This window comes from Streptomyces sp. DT190, assembly GCF_049846985.1.
Lineage (GTDB): Bacteria > Actinomycetota > Actinomycetes > Streptomycetales > Streptomycetaceae > Streptomyces.
The window spans coordinates 79,228-96,606 of the sequence record NZ_JBNCNM010000009.1 but is presented as its reverse complement, the minus strand read 5'-3'; the positions used below and the strand labels follow the sequence as shown (position 1 = coordinate 96,606).

The following is a 17,379-nucleotide window of genomic DNA, read 5'->3' as shown; positions in this document are numbered from 1 at the left end:
CTCACAGGGCGGCGGCGCCGTGCTCCCGCAGGGTCTGGTCGTACTGCTGCAGGACCCACAGTTCGTTCTGGACGGCGGCCAGCTGGGCCGGGTCGCCGTGGGAGCCGAGGCGGGTGAGCTGGCCGGTGATGTCGCGGATGCGGCGCTCCACGGCCCGGCGGCGGACCGTGACCAGCTGGGCGCCCGCGTAGTTCTCGTCGACGCCCTTCACGCCCTTGTGCAGCATGATCGCCTCGACGGCCAGTTCCGTCACCATCGCGCGGACCGCGTCGTCCGGGGCGGCCTCGCGGACCCGGACCAGGTAGTCCTGGGGGTCCGCGACACCGAGTTCGGCGCCGCCGGCGTCCTGGATGGCCTGGCGTACGGCGGCGTAGGGCGGGGCCGTGAACTCGTCGACGCCGTACGCGTCGAAGGCCGGGGAGACCAGCTCGGGGCGCTGGAGGGCGAGCTTGAGCAGCTCGCGTTCGGTGGCGTAGACCGGGTTGCGGAGGTTGAGGGCCGGGCCCCGGGGGGTGGTCTGCTCGGGCGGTCCGGCGTAGGGGCGGCCCTGGGGGGAGCGGTCCGGGCCGGGTCCGTTCTTGCCGCCGCGGTCGCGGGCCCAGCGGGCCAGCTGGGCCACGCGCTTGACCACGAACTGGGTGTCGAGGATGCCGAGCATGCCGGCGAGCTGCACGGCGACCTCGTGCTGGGCGCCGCTGTTCTTGATGCGGGCGACGACGGGGGCGGCCTCGTCGAGGGCGGCGGCGCGGCCGGCCGGGGTGTCGAGGTCGTAGCGGCTCACGATCTGGCGCAGGGCGAACTCGAAGAGGGGGGTGCGGGGTTCGACCAGGTCGGCGACGGCCTCGTCGCCCTTGGCCAGGCGCAGGTCGCAGGGGTCCATGCCGTCGGGGGCGATGGCGATGTACGTCTCGGCGGCGAACTTCTGGTCGTCCTCGAAGGCGCGCAGGGCGGCCTTCTGGCCGGCGGCGTCGCCGTCGAAGGTGAAGATGACCCGCGCCGAGCCGTTGTCCATCAGGAGGCGGCGCAGGATCTTGATGTGGTCGCCGCCGAAGGCGGTGCCGCAGGTGGCGATGGCGGTCGTGACACCGGCGAGGTGGCAGGCCATGACGTCCGTGTAGCCCTCGACGACGACCGCGCGGGAGGCCTTGGCGATGTCCTTCTTGGCCAGGTCGATGCCGTAGAGGACCTGGGACTTCCGGTAGATCGCCGTGTCGGGCGTGTTGAGGTACTTGGGGCCGTTGTCCGCCTCGTAGAGCTTGCGGGCGCCGAAGCCGACGACGTCGCCGCCGATGTCGCGGATGGGCCACATCAGACGGCCGCGGAAGCGGTCGATGGGGCCGCGGCGGCCCTCCTGGGAGAGGCCGGAGAGCAGCAGTTCCTTGTCGCTGAAGCCCTTGCCGCGCAGGTAGCGCGTGAGGTGGTCCCAGCCCTGGGGGCTGTAGCCGACGGAGAAGTGCCGGGCGGCGGCCTGGTCGAAGCCGCGCTCGGCGAGGAACTGGCGGCCGGTGTCGGCCTCCGGGCTGGTCGCGAGCTGTTCCGCGTACCACTCGGCGGCGATCTTGTGTGCCTCGACCAGGCGGATCCGCTCGCCGCGCTGGTGGGAGGGGTTGTACCCGCCCTCCTCGTAACGCAGGGTGATGCCCGCCTGGCCGGCCAGGCGCTCGACCGCCTCCGAGAAGGTGAGGTGGTCGATCTTCATCACGAACGTGATGGTGTCGCCGCCCTCCTGGCAGCCGAAGCAGTGGAACAGGCCCTTGCTCGGGCTGACCTGGAAGGAGGGCGACTTCTCGTCGTGGAACGGGCACAGCCCCTTGAGGTTGCCGCCGCCCGCGTTGCGCAGCTGGAGGTACTCGGACACCACGGCGTCGATCGGGACCGCGTCCCGTACCGCCTTCACGTCCTCGTCGTTGATCCGTCCTGCCACGCGTGAATTCTACGGGGACGGACTGACACTCACGGTGCGAGGTCTTCGAGCGGAACGCGGGGGTCTGCGAGGTTCTCCGTGGTCACGCGGGCCTTGCCGCGGATCAGGCGCTGGATCGGGTCCGTGACGTTCCACACGTTCACGTTCATCCCGGCCAGCACCCGGCCCTCCTTCACCCAGAACGCGATGAACTCCCGCTTGCCCGCGTCGCCCCGGACGACCACCTGGTCGTAGCTGCCCGGCGGTGCCCAGCCCGAGTACTCCATGCCCAGGTCGTACTGGTCGGAGAAGAAGTAGGGCACCCGGTCGTAGGTCACGTCGTGGCCCAGCATGGCGCGTGCCGCCGCCGGGCCGCCGTTGAGGGCGTTGGCCCAGTGCTCGACCCGCAGCCGGGTGTCGAACAGGGCGTGCGGGAAGGAGACGACGTCGCCGGCCGCGTGGATGTCCGGGTCGGAGGTGCGCAGCCGCTCGTCGACGACGATGCCGCCGCCGTGAGCGGCGTCGGCGATCTCCAGGCCGGCCGCCTCGGCGAGGTGGGTGCGCGGGGCCGCGCCGATCGCGGCCAGCACGTCGTGCGCCGGGTGCTCCTCGCCGTCGTCGGTGCGGGCCGCCAGGACCATGCCGTCCTGGCCGGTGATCTCGGTGAGCCGGGCCCCGAAGTGGAAGCGGACGCCGTGCTCGCGGTGCAGCTCGGTGAAGAGCTGGCCCAGCTCGGGGCCGAGGACCGAGTGCAGCGGTGTCGGCCCGCGGTGGACCACGGTGACCTCCGCGCCGTACTCGCGGGCCGCCGCCGCGACCTCCAGGCCGATCCAGCCGGCGCCGGCGATCACGAGGTGGCCGTTGTCGCGGCCGAGGTTGGTCAGGACGTGCTTGAGGCGCTCGGCGTGGGCGAGGCGGCGCAGGTGGTGGACCCCGGCCAGGTCCGTGCCCGGGATGTCGAGGCGGCGGGGCTCGGCGCCGGTCGCCAGGAGGAGTTTGTCGTAGCGGACGGCCGTGCCGTCGTCGCCGAAGCGGACGGTCTTGGCCGCGCGGTCGATCGCGTCGACCGTCTGGCCGAGGTGCAGCTCGACGTCGTTCGCCGCGTACCAGGCCGGCTCGTGCACGAAGACGCTGTCGCGTTCCTCCTTGCCCAGGAGGTAGCCCTTGGACAGCGGCGGGCGCTCGTAGGGGTGGTCGCGTTCGTCGCAGATCAGTATCACCCGCCCGGTGAAGCCCTCCGCGCGGAGCGTCTCGGCCGCCTTGGCCCCGGCCAGTCCGCCTCCGACGATGACGAATGTCTGATCCGCGTCGACCACTTGATGCCTCCTCGTCAGGGTGTCGCCACTTGCGAGCGTCCCGCACGGAGCGTGATGCGGGAAGAGGGAGTGACCCGATCAGGCCACGGAGGGTCACAATCGGGCGTGCCGGAGACCCTCGTCCCCCGCCCGTCTCACGCGTGCCCCGTCAGCCGGGCGTGCAGCGAACGGGCGGAGGTGTCGGTGAGGGAGGCGATCTGGTCGACGATCACCCGCTTGCGGGCGCGGTCGTCCGGCGCCCGGTCGAACAGCGCGCGGAACTGCGGGTCCAGTCCGTCGGGCGCGCGGGCGGTGAGCGCCTCGGCCAGTTCGGCGACGACGATCCGCTGGTCGGCGCGGAGCCGCTCCTGCTCGGCGCGCTGCATGACGTAGAGGTCCGCGACGGCCTTGAGGACGGCGCACTCCATGCGGGTCTCGCGCGGGACGACCAGTTCGGCCGCGTACCGGGTGAGCCGGCCGGTCCCCCAGGCGGCGCGGGTGGCGGTCTCGGCGGCCAGGCAGAAACGGCCGATGAGCTGGCTGGTGGCGTCCTTCAGGCGGGCCTGGGCCACGGCGGTGCCGTCGTAGCCGTGCGGCCACCACTCCTGGGCGAGGAGCCGGTCGAGGGCCTCGGCGAGTTCGGCGGGGTCGGTGCCGGAGGGCACGTAGCGGCCGACGGCGACCCGGAAGACGTCCTGCCGTTCGGGGTCGGCGTGCAGGCAGTTGGGGTCGATGTGCCCGGCGTGCAGGCCGTCCTCCACGTCGTGCACCGAGTAGGCCACGTCGTCGGACCAGTCCATGACCTGCGCCTCGAAGCAGGTGCGGGTGCCGGGCGCGTCCTTGCGGACCCAGTCGAAGACGGGGCGGTCGTCGTCGTAGACGCCGAACTTCGGCGACGCCGGGTCGGTGGGGTGGGCGCCGCGCGGCCAGGGGTACTTGGTGGCGGCGTCCAGGGTGGCGCGGGTGAGGTTGAGGCCGACGGAGCCCTCGGGGGTGAACCGTTTGGGCTCGATGCGGGTGAGGAGCCTCAGGGACTGGGCGTTGCCCTCGAAGCCGCCGCAGTCGGCCGCGAACTCGTTGAGGGCCTGTTCGCCGTTGTGGCCGAAGGGCGGGTGGCCGAGGTCGTGCGAGAGGCAGGCGGCTTCCACCAGGTCGGGGTCGCAGCCGAGGGCGGCGCCCAGTTCGCGGCCGACCTGGGCGCACTCCAGGGAGTGGGTGAGGCGGGTGCGGGGGCTGGCGTCCCAGGCGGGGCCCAGGGTGCCGGGCGTGACCACCTGGGTCTTGCCGGCGAGTCTGCGCAGGGCGGCGCTGTGCAGGACCCGGGCGCGGTCGCGCTGGAAGGCCGTGCGGCCGGGGCGTTTGTCGGGTTCCGGGGCCCAGCGGTCGACTGACGTCGGGTCGTAGGCCGTGGGGTTCGTCGTGGTGCCTGCCATGGGTCGACAGTACGGGCTGCTCACACCGTGGTCCGCGTGTCATCCGCTCGAGGTCAGTGCGGCGCGCCCCCGCGGGCTGAGGGGACGGTCGGCGGTTCTCCTGATGACCGTCACGGCGACCAGTGTGACCAGGCAGTAGAGGAACGCCACACCTGAGGCGATCAGGCTTCCGATGAGGTTCTGGGCGTTGGGCGCCGCCACGGCAGTGATGGCCAGGGCGGCAGTGCTCTGCCGGACCAGGCGCATCCTCTTGGCCGCGTAGACGTGAAGCGGTTCCTCGTCCTCGCGGTGGGTGCGGTCCCGAGAGACGTCGACCAGCACGCCGAGGGAGGCCAGGACGGTACCGATCACGGACACCACGGTGGTACTGGCCGCCATCAGGAGCAGGGCGAACGCAGAGAGCGCCATGCACAGAAGGGCGGTCATGCGTACGTCGCGGAACTCCCTGTCTGTCAGTCGGTACCCCAGATCCACCTCGATGCGGGCCATGCCGTCGTCCTCGTTCCGCTCCGAGGACCGCCCGTCGCGCAGGTCGAACTCCTGCAGTCCGGAGGCATCCGCCTCGCGGTGGACGGGAGTCAGTGCGGGACCCGACCGTTGCAGCACTCCGGCCGCCTCCAGCCCTGCGGGTGTGACGAACTCCACCCGGTTGCGCACCTCCATGGGCAGCATGAAAGTCACCGAGACAACCACCCGCCCCCAGCCGTCACGCCGCGTGGTGCAGCTCTCCTGGTACTCGTAGCCCACCTCGGAGGACAGGCCCGGGAAGACATCGAGCAGGGCTACCACCGGCGTGTAGCGCATCACGTCGCCGATGCGGTCCTGCAGGTAGACCTCCACCTCGTCCGACTGCTGAGTACGCAGCAGCAGGTCATGGAGTTCGTCGGGGCCGGTGCGCCAACCGAGGACGCCGAGGCGGTGGGACAGCTCCGCGCGCGACGAGGTCCCGGCGGCCTCCTCCCCCGCGCCCAGCAACCGGCCGACACCACGGGCCAGGGCACGGACCGTCTCGCTCGCACCCAGGACGTTCACCGGTCGCATACCGCGTTCCGTGAGCCGCAGCGTGTCCAGGCGCTCGCCTCGATCGGCCGGCAGCAGGTCGGCGAGGACCATGGTTCGCCCGGCCTGGTTCGCACTGGCCAGCTTGGTCACCACGTGGTGCTGAGCCAGGGCGCTGGACAACAACTCCACGCGCTGAGTGCGCATGGTGATGGTTCTGGACGGCTGGGCAAGAGCCTCCAGGAGGCGCAGTTCACCACCGAGAACCGGCATCCCTCGCGGATCCACCACGGCCGTTGCGTCGGGGACGACCTGAGCGGTCAGCGGGGTGACCTGGGCCGGTGGCTCCGTGTAATAGACGACGAGATCGCGAGCGAGCCCCACCAGACGGTCGGCCGCCGGATCGGCATGTGTCCCGTAGCGGGCAAGGAGGTCGGCCAAGCGGAGAACCATGGCCCGCTCGACCTGTGAGGGCTCACTCAGGATCTCCGCGACGGCCTGGATGATCCGGGCCAGGGACAGGTCCTCGGCCTCCGTGGACTCGCCGCCGACGAGCGCGTCGGCGGCCCGACCCGCCGCCTCGGCATATCCGGCGATCAGGGCATCGTGGGCGAATGCGGCCAGCCGCTCCGTCGCCTGCTCGGGGCGGGCGGCCGCCAGATGTCGCACCTCGTGGACGTACCAGCTGAGCCGGTCGGCGTGCAGAGGGTCCAACGGCTGGTGATAGTAGTCAGCCGCTATCCGATGCGCTCGGCGGAAGGCCGACAGACGCGCCTCGCGCATCCGCGCTTCCAACGCCGTCTTCAGTATCGGCCGTACGCGGTACCGCTGCTCACCGCCCGGCAGACTGTGGCGCACCGGATCGAACCCGACGAAGGGAGAGTCGGCCAGCCGCTCCGCCGTCATGTCCACATCGAGACGGGCGGCTGTGTAGGCAATGACGTCCGGGTCGAACCATCGATGCACCGTCAGCGCCTCGATCAGCCGCGCCTCGTCCGGCGGCAGCCTGTCGAAGCCGACCAGAGCCTCGTGAGCGAAGGGTTCCTGTGTCATGCCATCAGCCGTCCCTGCTGTCACGGTTTGTGATACGGGAACCTTCCTGTCCTTCGGGTGGGTCTCCGCGCTTGTCCGCGTGCTGACGGAAGAACTCGGCGAGCAGGCCCGGCACGCCGCCGTACCGGCTGTAGATCGACACAGCGCTGTCCCGCAGGTCGTCCAGTCCGAGTTCCTCGATCCACTCCTCCACAGCAGCCACGTCGAACGGTGGGAGCACCAAGGTGTGGACGGCTTCCGCGAACGCGGACGGCACCCGCGGCAGTTCGCGTCCGGCGACGAAAACGCTGACCTCTCGCCGGGACAGCAACTTGGGGAGCAGGTGCCGGCCGAGCCAATTGCGCATCGGACCCGCGCACACCTCGAAGCCGTCGAGGCAGATGACCGGCCTACGAACGCCGCCGACCAGGTCATCCAGCACGGCGTCGCTCATGGAGGCGGTTTCCAGGAGGCGGTCCTTGCTCGCGGAGAGCAACTGGATCGTCGATTGGCGCGCACGCACATTGTGGAGGCTGATCTGCGCCGACCTCGACTGCTGCACGATCCGGTCCCGCGTGGTCCGGTAGCTCGGCGAGCCGACCCCCTGCCACTGTGCTTGCGCAGCGAGCGCTTCGAGGACTTCCCCCTCCTGGGACGTGTCTTCCAGGTCCACGTAGTACGCGCCGTCAGAACGGTGCCGCCGGTAGATCTCGAAGAGCAGAGACGTCTTGCCGATGTTCTCCGGCCCTTCGAAGAACAAGGCCTGCCGATCACCCTCCTGCGCCGCTTCCCGCCCTGTGACGCGTGCGGCGTTCCGGAGCTGCTCAGCTCGATCGATATGTCGGTGCTGTGCATCTTCAGGCACCCTTTTGCCTACTCCTTGTCCGCGGTTCCGTCGTGGGTGCTATCGACGGTCCTCACCGGCGAGCGGCGAGGGCGGATCCGCAGGGCGCGGCAGGTAACCGTCGTCGGGCGTGATCTCCAGACGGCTCCCCCGAGTGAAACGGGCCTTCCTGAACGAGGTTCTCGCCGACTTCACCATGCGTATGGAGGACCTGCTCACCTTCAGGCCGTCGGCCTGGATCGTCTGGTTCCCCAGCGGCTTTGCCTCCGCATGCCCCTCGATGCCGGCGGTCACACCCATGCCTTTCACGTGGGCGCTTTTCAGCCGACCGCGCCACAGGCCGACCGCGATCAGCGTCAGGACGGCGAGCACGATGACACCGATGACCCACAACTCCGTAGCGGTGAATCCACCCATGGAATGCCTCCCCCTGTCGCCCCCGGCAGGCCGCGGCGGTCCCGGTACAACACCGCGCGTCCGCTCAGGAGTTACCGGAGCATTCCCGGCACTCACAAGCTCTATGCCGAAGCTGCGGCCGGTTCCTGAGGCACGCGCGTGGCCAACGCCTGTTGATAACGGTGGAGGACGAGGTGGGCCATCGACGGGTGGGTGGCGAGGGGGGCCGCGGTGATCCAGGGGGCCGCCTGGGCGCACTCCGTGGCGAAGCGGCCGGGGGCCGTGAAGTAGGACGCCAGGGCGATGTGGCGGCGGCCGCGGGCCAGGAGGGTGCGGACGGCCGCGGGGACCGTGGGGGTCGCCGCCGAGGCGTAGGCCGGCAGGACCGGCACGCCCAGGCGGGCCGCCAGGAGGTGGGCCGTGCGGGCGGTGTCCGTCTTCGCGTCCGGGTCGCGGGAGCCCGCGGCGGCGAGGACGACCGCGCTGGTGCGGGGGTCGGTGGCGCCCCAGCCGGCCTCCGTGAGGCGGTCCTGGAGGGCGTCGACGAGGAGGGGGTGGGGGCCCAGGGGGGCCGCCACCCGGGTGCGGGCCGGGGAGGCCGCCGCCATCTCGGGGATGTCCTGCTTGACGTGGTAGCCGCGGCTGAGCAGGAGGGGGACCAGGACGGCCTCGGTGTCTCCCAGGGCGGCGAGGGTGTCGGGGAGCAGCGGGGCGTTGAGCTCGATGTGGCCCAGGTGCACCGGCACGTCGGGGCGCAGGGCGCGGACGCGGTCCAGGAGCGCGCGGACGGTGCTCAGCGCGCGCGGGTCGCGGCTGCCGTGGGCCACGACGACGAGGGCGGGCGCGACCGGGCGGCGCGTGGCGGGCGGCGGGACGAGGCTGAGCTGACTGGGCATGCGTCGATGGTCGCGGCGCCACGTTGCCTGCCCGTTGCGGGGGCGTCACGGGTGTTTACCAGCCGTTCACGATCCGGGGCGGGGAGTGTGTGAGGTGCCGTGACCTGGAGTTTCCAGCTCGGAAGTGAAGCTGCTCACGCGCCGGCGGACGAACCGGGCGGCCTCCTGGGACGTCCCTGACTGTCGAGAGCCGACCCGGGGAGGGACGTCCGATGCGTCGTACGGCGTTGCGCAGACCGCGGCTGCCGCGAACCCGCCGGGGGCAGCGGCGGCTCGCGCAGGCCGTGATGGCCTTGTGCGTGCTCGCGCTGCTCCCGTCGACGTGGATGTACATCGTCACCGGCGACCGGTTGCGGACGGCGGACGCTGTGCCGCGGACCGACGTGGCCGTGGTGTTCGGGGCCGGGCTGTGGGACGGGGAGCCCTCGCCGTACCTCGCGCACCGGCTGGACGCGGCGGCGGAGCTGTACCGGCGGGGGCGGGTCGAGGTGGTGCTGGTCACCGGGGACAACAGCCGTGAGGACTACGACGAGCCGGACGCGATGCGCGGCTACCTGACCCGGCACGGGGTGCCCGACGCGCGGATCGTCAGCGACTACGCGGGGTTCGACACCTGGGACTCCTGTGTGCGCGCCAAGAAGATCTTCGGGGTGGACGAGGCCGTGCTGATCAGCCAGGGGTTCCACATCCGGCGGGCGGTGGCGCTGTGCGAGACGGCGGGGGTCGCGTCGTACGGGGTCGGGGTGGACGCCGAGCACGACGCCACCTGGTACTACGGGGGCGCGCGGGAAATCCTCGCCGCCGGGAAGGCCGCCCTGGACGCGGTGTTCCGGCCCGATCCGCGGTTCCTCGGGCCGCGGGAGCCGGGGGTGGAGCGGGCGCTGGGCGGGGCCCGGTAACCGGTGCCTCACGCGGGCCGGAGGGCGGCGGGGAGGTCCCCGTCCCGGCCGTGTAACAGGGAGCCGTCCCGGGCGTAACACGGCCGAAGCACGCTGGGCGGCATGCAGAACACCGTCACGCCCACGCACTGCCCGTACTGCGCCCTGCAGTGCGGGATGAACCTGACGCCCACCCCGGACGGGACCGTCGAGGTGAGTGAGCGCGCGGACTTCCCGGTGAACCGGGGCGCGCTGTGCGGCAAGGGCCGTACGGCTCCCGCGGTGCTCGCCGCGAACGTCCGCCTGACGTCGCCGCTGGTGCGCGACGGGGCCGGCGCGCTGGTGCCCGCCTCCTGGGACGAGGCCCTGGACCGGATCACCGAGGGGCTGCGCCGGACGCGCGCCGGGCACGGGCCGGACGCGGTCGGGGTGTTCGGCGGGGGCGGCCTGACGAACGAGAAGGCGTACACGCTCGGCAAGTTCGCGCGGGTCGTGCTCGGCACGTCGCAGATCGACTACAACGGCCGCTTCTGCATGTCGTCGGCGGCCGCCGCCGGCATCAAGGCGTTCGGGCTGGACCGCGGGCTGCCGTTCCCGCTGGAGGACATCCCGAAGTCGGGCTGTGTGATCCTCGTCGGGTCGAACCCGGCGGAGACCATGCCGCCGTCGCTGCGGTTCTTCACCGAGCTGAAGGAGAACGGCGGCACGCTGATCGTGATCGACCCGCGGCGGACGAGGACCGCCGAGCAGGCCGATCTGCACCTGGCGCCGCGCCCGGGCACGGACCTGGCCCTCGCCCTGGGCCTGCTGCACCTGGTGATCGCGGAGGGGCGGGTGGACGAGGAGTACGTCCGTGAGCGCACGGCCGGCTGGGAGGACGCCCGGGCCGCCGCCATGGCGCACTGGCCGGAGTACGTGGAGCGGATCACGGGGGTGTCCGTTCCCGAACTGCGCGAGACCGTGCGGCTGTTCTGCGAGCCGGAGGCGGCGATGGTCCTCACCGCCCGCGGCCCCGAGCAGCAGTCCAAGGGCACGGACACCGTCGGCGCCTGGATCAACCTGTGCCTGGCGACCGGCCGGGCGGGCCGCCCGCTGTCGGGGTACGGCTGCCTGACCGGGCAGGGCAACGGGCAGGGCGGGCGCGAGCACGGCCAGAAGGCCGACCAACTGCCGGGCTACCGCAAGCTCGACGACCCGGCGGCACGGCGGCACGTCGCCGAGGTGTGGGGCGTCGACCCCGACAGCCTGCCCGGGCCCGGGCGCAGCGCGTACGAGCTGCTGGACGCGCTGGGCACCGACATCAGGGCGCTGCTGCTGATGGCGTCCAACCCGGTGGTGTCGGCGCCGCGCGCCGCGCACGTCGAGGAGCGCATCAGGTCGCTGGACTTCCTGGCGGTCTGCGACGTGGTGCTGTCGGAGACGGCGGCGCTCGCGGACGTGGTCCTGCCGGTCACGCAGTGGGCGGAGGAGACGGGCACGACGACCAACCTGGAGGGCAGGGTCCTGCTGCGCCGTCGGGCGATCACCCCGCCGGACGGGGTCCGCAGCGACCTGGAGGTCCTGCACGAACTGGCCGCCCGGCTGGGTGTGGAGAAGGGTTTCCCGACGGACCCGGAGGAGGTCTTCGAGGAGCTGCGCCGGGCGAGCGCGGGCGGCCCGGCGGACTACTCGGGGATCACCTACCGCAGGCTGGTGGAGGAGAACGGCGTGTTCTGGCCCTGCCCGGCCCCGGTGGAGACGGTGGAGGACGGCGAGGACGCCCTGCTCGACGCGCCGCTGCCCGACGACCCCGCCCGCGAGACACCGGCCGCCCATCCGGGCACGCCCCGGCTCTTCCTCGACCGGTTCGCCACGCCCGACGGCCGGGCCCGGTTCGTGCCGGTCTCCCACCGGGCGATCGCCGAGGAGCCCGACGAGGAGTACCCGGTGCTGCTCACCACCGGGCGGGTCGTGGCGCAGTACCAGTCCGGGGCGCAGACCCGGCGGGTGGCGGAGCTGAACGCCGCCGCGCCCGGCCCGTTTGTGGAGATCCACCCCCGGCTGGCGGCCCGGCTCGGGGCCGCCGAGGGCGATCCGGTCGCCGTGGTGTCCCGGCGGGGCCGGGCCGTGGCGCCCGCGAGGATCACCAGCGCCATCCGGCCCGACACCGTCTTCATGCCGTTCCACTGGCCGGGCGAGGGCCGCGCCAACTCCCTCACCAACCCCGCGCTCGACCCGACCTCGCGGATGCCGGAGTTCAAGGCGTGCGCGGTGCGGCTGGAGACGGTCGGACGGGAGCCGGTCGGCCCACGTTGACCGCACGCCAGGCGGCGGCCACCGCCCGGTGCTCCGGGCCGCCGGGGAGCCGGTGGTCCGGAGCAGTCGTAGCGGACGTGCCGGGTGCCGTCGTCGTCAAGGACGACTCGCGGACCGTCGTCCGCTGGTCCGGGGTGGGGCCGAGGTTGCCGGCGCGAGTCAAGGCGGCACGGACCTGGCATGTCCATAGCCCCGCTGTGGAGGTGCGTGAGGGTGCAGGATCGTTCCTGTGACCCTGCCTTTCTTCGTCTACGGCACCCTGCGTCCCGGGGAGGTCAACCACGGCCTCTTCCTGCGCGGCCGCACGTGCTCCGAGGAGCCCGGACGGCTGGCGGACACCGTGCTGTACGAGGGGCCCGGGTATCCGTACGCGGTCGAGGAGCCGGGCGGCGGCGAGGTGCGCGGGGAGCTGGTGACGGCGCTGCCCGGGGCGTACGCGGGGCTGCTCGCCGAGCTGGACCGGCTGGAGGAGTACGTGCCGGGTGATCCGCGCAGCCTGTACGTGCGCGTGGAGCGGGAGGTCGTCCGGGACGCGGACGGGGCGGGTGTGCGGGCGTGGGTGTATGTCGCGGGGGCGGACGTGGCGGCGCGGCTGCGGCGGGCCGGGCGGCGGGTCGAGGGTGGGGAGTGGCGAGGGGTGGTGGGGCGGGAGCGGGAGTGGGAGCGGAGGCTCGGGTGAGGAAGGGGGGTCGGGCGCGGGGTGGTCGGCTCGGGCCGGGGGCCGGGTGCGGGTTGTCGGTGGTTGCTCGCGCAGTTCCCCGCGCCCCTGAGGGCGTCGCCGCCCGGGCCGGTTCGGGACTGAGGTGGTCCGTGCCGGGCGGTCGTGGTTGGTCGTGCGGCGCCCCGCGCCCCTGAGGGCGTCGCCGCCCGAGCCGGTTCGGGACTGAGGTGGTCAGTGCCGGGCGGTCGTGGTTGGTCGTGCGGTGCCCCGCGCCCCTGAGGGCGTCGCCGCCCGAGCCGGTTCGGGACTGAAGTGGTCGGCGCCGGGCGGTCGTGGTTGGTCGTGCGGTGCCCCGCGTTCCTGAGGGCGTCGCCGCCCGGGCCGGTTTCGATGCTCAGGTCGTGTACCGGCGTTTTGCTCTGGCCTCCTTCAAGGCCTGGGCCCACCAAGCCAGTTGGTCCAGCATGGTCTTGGCCGCCGCGTCCGGGCCGGACGGGTCGCGCAGGGCGCCGCGGTCGTCGAAGGACGCGCCGGCGTTGTGGAAGGAGACGGTGTCGCGGACCGTCACGGCGTGCAGTTCCGCGAAGACCTGGCGCAGGTGCTCCACGGCGCGCAGGCCGCCGGCCAGTCCGCCGTAGGACACCAGGGCGACCGGCTTGGCCCGCCACTCGCCGTAGTGCCAGTCGACGAGGTTCTTCAGGCCCGCCGGGAAGGAGTGGTTGTACTCGGGGGTGAGGACGACGAACGCGTCGGCGCGGGCCAGCTTCGGCGTGATGCCCGAGAGCACGGCGCTCGCCTCGGGCGTCGGTTCGAGGGAGGTCGGCAGCGTGGCGTCGGCGACGTCCACGACCTCGGCGACCAGGTCGTCGCGGTCGCGCAGCCGCTGCAGGAGCCAGTCGGCGACGACCGGGCCGAAGCGGCCGTGGCGGTTGCTGCCGACGACGAGCGTGACCCGGAGGGCGTCGGTCCGCTCGGGGGCGGGTGCGTCAGAGGGTGTCTTCATGCGTCACAGCCTCATACCTCGACCTTGCTTGAGGTCAAGCCCGGGCGCGTCCGGGCGGGTCACCCGTTCACCCGCGCCGGACGCGAATTTTCCGGTGCCGCCCACCGCACGACCGGTGACCTGGCCAAACGCCTTCTGACACCCCGTCGGGTCCGCCGCGGCCGACACCCGTTCACCCCAATTCTGACGGGCTCTCAGAAAGCGCGGCGGCCGCGCTGCCCGTTACCTCGGAAGGGCAGGTGCACGACCGAACCGCGCGAAGGAGCACCGATGCGACGTACCGCCCGGCCGCTGACCGCCACCGCGCTCGCCGTCGCCGCCGCGGCCCTCGCCGCCGCCCCCGCGCACGGCGCCGCGGCCGGTGACCTCCGGATGTCCCCCGCCTCGGTCGTCCCCGGCGAGCACGTCACGGTCCGCACGCCGGCCTGCGGGCCGGACGGCACGGCGACGGGTGACGCCAGCGCGGTCGGGGCCGGCGCCTTCACGCTGGCGCCGGAGCGCCGCGGGACGGCGGCGAGCGGGCGGTTCAGGGTGCCGCCGAGCGCGCAGCCGGGCACGTACGAGATCACCGCGACATGCGCCGGGAGCGGCCGGCGGGTCGTCGCGGACCTGGTGGTCACGCTGACGGCCGGGCACGAACAGGTGTACCCCCGGGGGAGTGTGAAGACGGGGGTCGGCGGCGCCCTGGGCCCCGACCCCGTGCAGACCGCGGCCGGTGTGGCGGCCCTCGCCGTCGCCGCCGCGGGCGGTACCTGGCTCCTGCATCGCCGGGCGAGAGGCGACGGGATCTGACGGACACCCTCCGCTGTCCGTCGCCGGTACCGCAAGTCCCCTCCCCCTCCGGGTCCGACGCCCCTCGCGGCCCGGAGGGGGGCACGGGGCCGCTCCCGTCACGCAGAGGGAGAACAGGAGAGGGTGGGTATGCGCAGGTTCCGTAGGTCCGGCGGCCCCGTGGGCAACCCGGCGAACGCGGCCATGGCGGCCGTCACGGTGTTCGCCCTGTGCTCCGGGGTGTGGCTGCTGCGCGACGGCGCCGTGTCCCACGCCCCGCCGCAGCCGTCCGCCGCGCAGGCCCGCGCCGGAGTGGACGGGCGGGCCGGTGAGCCCGAACGGGCCGCCGCGCCGGCGCTGCCGCCGTCGCCGCCCGACCGCATCCGCATCCCGGCGATCGGCGTCGACGCGCCGCTGACCGGGCTCGCCCTGACCCGCACCGGCAGCCTCGGCGTGCCGCCGGCCGAGCGGGCGGACCTCGCCGGCTGGTACGAGGCCGGCACCACCCCCGGGGAGCGGGGCACCGCGATCGTCGCGGGCCACGTCGACAACGCCGACGGCCCGGCCGTCTTCCACCGCCTCGGCGCCCTGAGGAAGGGCGGCACGATCGAGGTGGACCGGCGGGACGGCAGTGTCGCGGTGTTCACCGTGGACGCCGTCGAGGTGTACGCCGCGCGGGACTTCCCCGACGAGCGGGTCTACGGCGCCGCCCGCCGCCCCGAGCTGCGGGTGATCACCTGCGGCGGCGGCTGGTCACGCGCCACCGGCTACCAGGGGAACGTCGTCGTCTTCGCGCATCTGACCGGGAGCCGGTGACCCGCCCAGCACATGGGTCCTGCCCCACGCCCCCAGGGGTTCCAGCGCCTCGTTCAGGGACGCGCCCCGGGGCGTGAGGGAGTACTCCACGCGGGGCGGCACCTCGTCGTACGCCTCACGGTGCACCAGACCGTCGGCCTCCATCTCGCGCAGGTGCGAGGCGAGCACCTTCTCGGTGATGCCCGGCAGCTCCCGGCGCAGTTCGCCGAAGCGGTGGGGCCGCTGGTGCAGCGCCCACAGCACGAGCACCTTCCACTTGCCGCCGATCACGTCCATGGCGGCGTCGATTCCGCACACGTACGCCCCCGGCCGCCGCCCCGTCGTCCCCATGCCCGCGCTCCCTCCCGTGCCGCTGCCTGGATCCTTCCCCCGGAGTAACCACCCACTTCCAAGTGCGTACTTGAGCGGGCGCTCCCCCGCGACGAGCCTAAACGCCATGACCGACACCACAGCTGCGCCCCACACCCCGCTCACCCTCCTCGGCACCGGCGCCATGGGCACCGCCCTGGCCCGTGCCTGGCTCGCCGCCGGGCATCCGGTGACCGTCTGGAACCGCAGCCCCGCCCGGGCCGAGGCCCTCGCCGCCGAGGGCGCCGCCGTCGCCCCGAGCGCCGCCGCGGCCGTCGCGGCCAACCGCCTGGTGGTCGCCTGCCTGCTGGACGACGCCTCCGTCGGCGCGGCCCTCGACGGGGCCGACCTCGCCGGCCGGGACCTGGTGAACCTCACCACCGGCACCCCCGGCGAGGGCCGGGCGCGCGCCGCCTGGGCCGAGGCGCGCGGCGCGCGGTTCCTGGACGGCGGGATCATGGCCGTACCGCCGATGATCGGGGTCCCGGAGTCCGGCGGCTACGTCTTCTACAGCGGCTCCCCCGAGCTGTTCGAGGAGCACCGCGCCACCCTCGGCGTCCCGGCCGGCACCCACTGGGTCGGGACCGACCCCGGGTTCGCCGCCCTGCACGACGTGGCCCTGCTGAGCGCCATGAACGGCATGTTCGCGGGCATGCTCCACGCCTTCGCCCTGATCCGCCCGGAGGACATCGCGCCGAAGGACTTCGCGCCGCTGCTCGCCGGCTGGCTGACCGCGATGGCCCCGGCCGTCCACCAGACCGCCGAGCGGCTGCAGAGCGGCGACTACACCGGCGGCGTCGTCTCCAACCTGGCGATGCAGGCGGCGGGCGTCCCGACGTTCCTGCGCACCGCCGAGGAGCAGCGCGTCAGCCCCGAGCTGCTGACGCCGTACCTGGAGCTGATGCGTCAGCGGGTGGCGCAGGGGCACGGCGACGAGGACGGGACGGGGATGATCGAACTGCTGGACCTGCGCGGGAGGTCCTAGGTCGTGTCCGCGACGCACACGGCTCAGGCGAGCCACTGCTCGTACGCGAGGTTCGCCACCAGCGCGAACACCACCGTCAGCAGCACCACGCGGACGAAGCCGCTGCCCTTCTTCAGGGCGGTGCGGGCGCCGAGGGTGCCGCCCGCCAGGTTGAAGACGGCCATCAGGGCGGCCAGCTGCCACAGGACCGCGCCCTGCCAGGCGAAGGTGGCGAGGGCACCGGCGTTGGTGCAGCAGTTGACGATCTTGGCCGTGGCGGAGGCCGTGACCAGGTCGAGGTGGAGGACGGCGGTCAGGGCGAGGACCAGGAACGTGCCGGTGCCGGGGCCGATGAGGCCGTCGTAGAAGCCGATGCCGAGGCCCGCGAGGCCGATCGCCGCGAGGATCTGCCGGCGGGTGGCCGGACCGGTGGCGGGGGCCGTGCCGAAGGCGGGCCGCAGGATCACGAAGGCCGCGACGCCGAGCAGCACCACCATGATCACCGGCTTGAGGACCTCGGTGCTCATCCCGGCCGCGAAGAAGGCCCCGCCCGAGGAGCCGGCCAGGGCGGCCAGCCCGATGCGGACGGCGGTCCCGACGTCCACCGGGGCCTTGCGGGCGTACGTCACGGCCGCGCCCGTCGTGCCGACGATGGCGACCGCCTTGTTCGTGCCGAGGGCGTGCGCGGCGGGCGTGTGCGACGGCAGCCCGAGCAGCAGCACCGGCAGCAGCAAGAGACCGCCGCCGCCGACCACGGCGTCGATCCAGCCGGCGGCGAGGGCCGCCAGGCAGAGCAGGACGATCATGGTCAGCGATATGTCGGGCATGATCGGGACCCTATGCGA

Annotated in this window: 16 protein-coding genes; 6 read left to right on the top strand and 10 right to left on the bottom strand. The window is 73.1% G+C overall.

Translation table 11 applies throughout. From position 1 onward, the window contains the following. Nucleotide 1: 1 nt before the first annotated feature. The 7 genes from dnaG to ACPXCS_RS17920 form a co-directional block, all read right to left on the bottom strand. Nucleotides 2–1,924, bottom strand: a complete 1,923-nt coding sequence (dnaG, locus tag ACPXCS_RS17950) for a DNA primase (RefSeq protein ID WP_425945061.1) — start codon at nucleotides 1,922–1,924, stop codon at nucleotides 2–4. 29 nt (nucleotides 1,925–1,953) lie between these two features. Further along, a complete protein-coding gene (locus tag ACPXCS_RS17945) occupies nucleotides 1,954–3,219 on the bottom strand; it encodes an NAD(P)/FAD-dependent oxidoreductase (protein WP_425945060.1) in 1,266 nt (421 codons plus the stop codon). A gap of 134 nt (nucleotides 3,220–3,353) precedes the next feature. Then, on the bottom strand, nucleotides 3,354–4,631 hold the full coding sequence (locus tag ACPXCS_RS17940) for a deoxyguanosinetriphosphate triphosphohydrolase (RefSeq protein ID WP_425945059.1): 1,278 nt from the start codon (nucleotides 4,629–4,631) through the stop codon (nucleotides 3,354–3,356). Between the two features lie 39 nt (nucleotides 4,632–4,670). Further along, nucleotides 4,671–6,683, bottom strand: coding sequence for a hypothetical protein (locus ACPXCS_RS17935; RefSeq protein WP_425945058.1), 2,013 nt, complete (start codon nucleotides 6,681–6,683; stop codon nucleotides 4,671–4,673). Between the two features lie 4 nt (nucleotides 6,684–6,687). Continuing rightward, nucleotides 6,688–7,527: a hypothetical protein gene (locus tag ACPXCS_RS17930; protein ID WP_425945057.1), complete on the bottom strand. Its 840-nt coding sequence runs from the start codon at nucleotides 7,525–7,527 to the stop codon at nucleotides 6,688–6,690. Nucleotides 7,528–7,566: 39 nt separating this feature from the next. After that, entirely contained in the window at nucleotides 7,567–7,923 is a 357-nt protein-coding gene (locus ACPXCS_RS17925) for a hypothetical protein (protein ID WP_425945056.1), read from the bottom strand. A 101-nt stretch (nucleotides 7,924–8,024) separates the two neighbouring features. After that, nucleotides 8,025–8,798: a sirohydrochlorin chelatase gene (locus tag ACPXCS_RS17920; RefSeq protein ID WP_425945055.1), complete on the bottom strand. Its 774-nt coding sequence runs from the start codon at nucleotides 8,796–8,798 to the stop codon at nucleotides 8,025–8,027. A 212-nt stretch (nucleotides 8,799–9,010) separates the two neighbouring features. On the opposite strand from ACPXCS_RS17920, the gene ACPXCS_RS17915 reads away from it, so the two are divergent. The 3 genes from ACPXCS_RS17915 to ACPXCS_RS17905 all read left to right on the top strand — a co-directional run bounded on the left by ACPXCS_RS17915 (nucleotide 9,011) and on the right by ACPXCS_RS17905 (nucleotide 12,650). Beyond that, the gene (locus ACPXCS_RS17915; RefSeq protein WP_425945054.1) at nucleotides 9,011–9,697 is read left to right on the top strand and encodes a SanA/YdcF family protein; all 687 of its coding nucleotides are present in this window, start codon (nucleotides 9,011–9,013) and stop codon (nucleotides 9,695–9,697) included. Nucleotides 9,698–9,799: 102 nt separating this feature from the next. Further along, nucleotides 9,800–11,971, top strand: coding sequence for a molybdopterin oxidoreductase family protein (locus ACPXCS_RS17910; RefSeq protein WP_425945053.1), 2,172 nt, complete (start codon nucleotides 9,800–9,802; stop codon nucleotides 11,969–11,971). A 229-nt stretch (nucleotides 11,972–12,200) separates the two neighbouring features. Continuing rightward, nucleotides 12,201–12,650: a gamma-glutamylcyclotransferase family protein gene (locus ACPXCS_RS17905; protein ID WP_425945052.1), complete on the top strand. Its 450-nt coding sequence runs from the start codon at nucleotides 12,201–12,203 to the stop codon at nucleotides 12,648–12,650. 376 nt (nucleotides 12,651–13,026) lie between these two features. On the opposite strand, the gene ACPXCS_RS17900 is transcribed toward ACPXCS_RS17905, so the two are convergent. Continuing rightward, entirely contained in the window at nucleotides 13,027–13,635 is a 609-nt protein-coding gene (locus ACPXCS_RS17900; RefSeq protein ID WP_425945051.1) for an NADPH-dependent FMN reductase, read from the bottom strand. A gap of 270 nt (nucleotides 13,636–13,905) precedes the next feature. Between ACPXCS_RS17900 and ACPXCS_RS17895 the strand changes: the two genes are divergently transcribed. Both ACPXCS_RS17895 and ACPXCS_RS17890 read left to right on the top strand, forming a co-directional pair. Beyond that, nucleotides 13,906–14,427, top strand: a complete 522-nt coding sequence (locus tag ACPXCS_RS17895) for a hypothetical protein (protein ID WP_425945050.1) — start codon at nucleotides 13,906–13,908, stop codon at nucleotides 14,425–14,427. Between the two features lie 129 nt (nucleotides 14,428–14,556). Continuing rightward, the gene (locus ACPXCS_RS17890) at nucleotides 14,557–15,222 is read left to right on the top strand and encodes a class F sortase (protein WP_425945049.1); all 666 of its coding nucleotides are present in this window, start codon (nucleotides 14,557–14,559) and stop codon (nucleotides 15,220–15,222) included. Here the strand turns inward: ACPXCS_RS17890 and ACPXCS_RS17885 are convergent. Then, a complete protein-coding gene (locus ACPXCS_RS17885) occupies nucleotides 15,160–15,552 on the bottom strand; it encodes a winged helix-turn-helix transcriptional regulator (RefSeq protein ID WP_425945048.1) in 393 nt (130 codons plus the stop codon). The genes ACPXCS_RS17890 and ACPXCS_RS17885 overlap by 63 nt on opposite strands. A 106-nt stretch (nucleotides 15,553–15,658) precedes the next feature. Here ACPXCS_RS17885 and ACPXCS_RS17880 point away from each other — a divergent pair, with 106 nt between their 5' ends. Further along, on the top strand, nucleotides 15,659–16,555 hold the full coding sequence (locus tag ACPXCS_RS17880; RefSeq protein WP_425945047.1) for an NAD(P)-dependent oxidoreductase: 897 nt from the start codon (nucleotides 15,659–15,661) through the stop codon (nucleotides 16,553–16,555). Between the two features lie 23 nt (nucleotides 16,556–16,578). On the opposite strand, the gene ACPXCS_RS17875 is transcribed toward ACPXCS_RS17880, so the two are convergent. Next, nucleotides 16,579–17,361, bottom strand: coding sequence for a sulfite exporter TauE/SafE family protein (locus ACPXCS_RS17875; RefSeq protein WP_425945046.1), 783 nt, complete (start codon nucleotides 17,359–17,361; stop codon nucleotides 16,579–16,581). Between the last annotated feature and the right edge of the window lie 18 nt (nucleotides 17,362–17,379).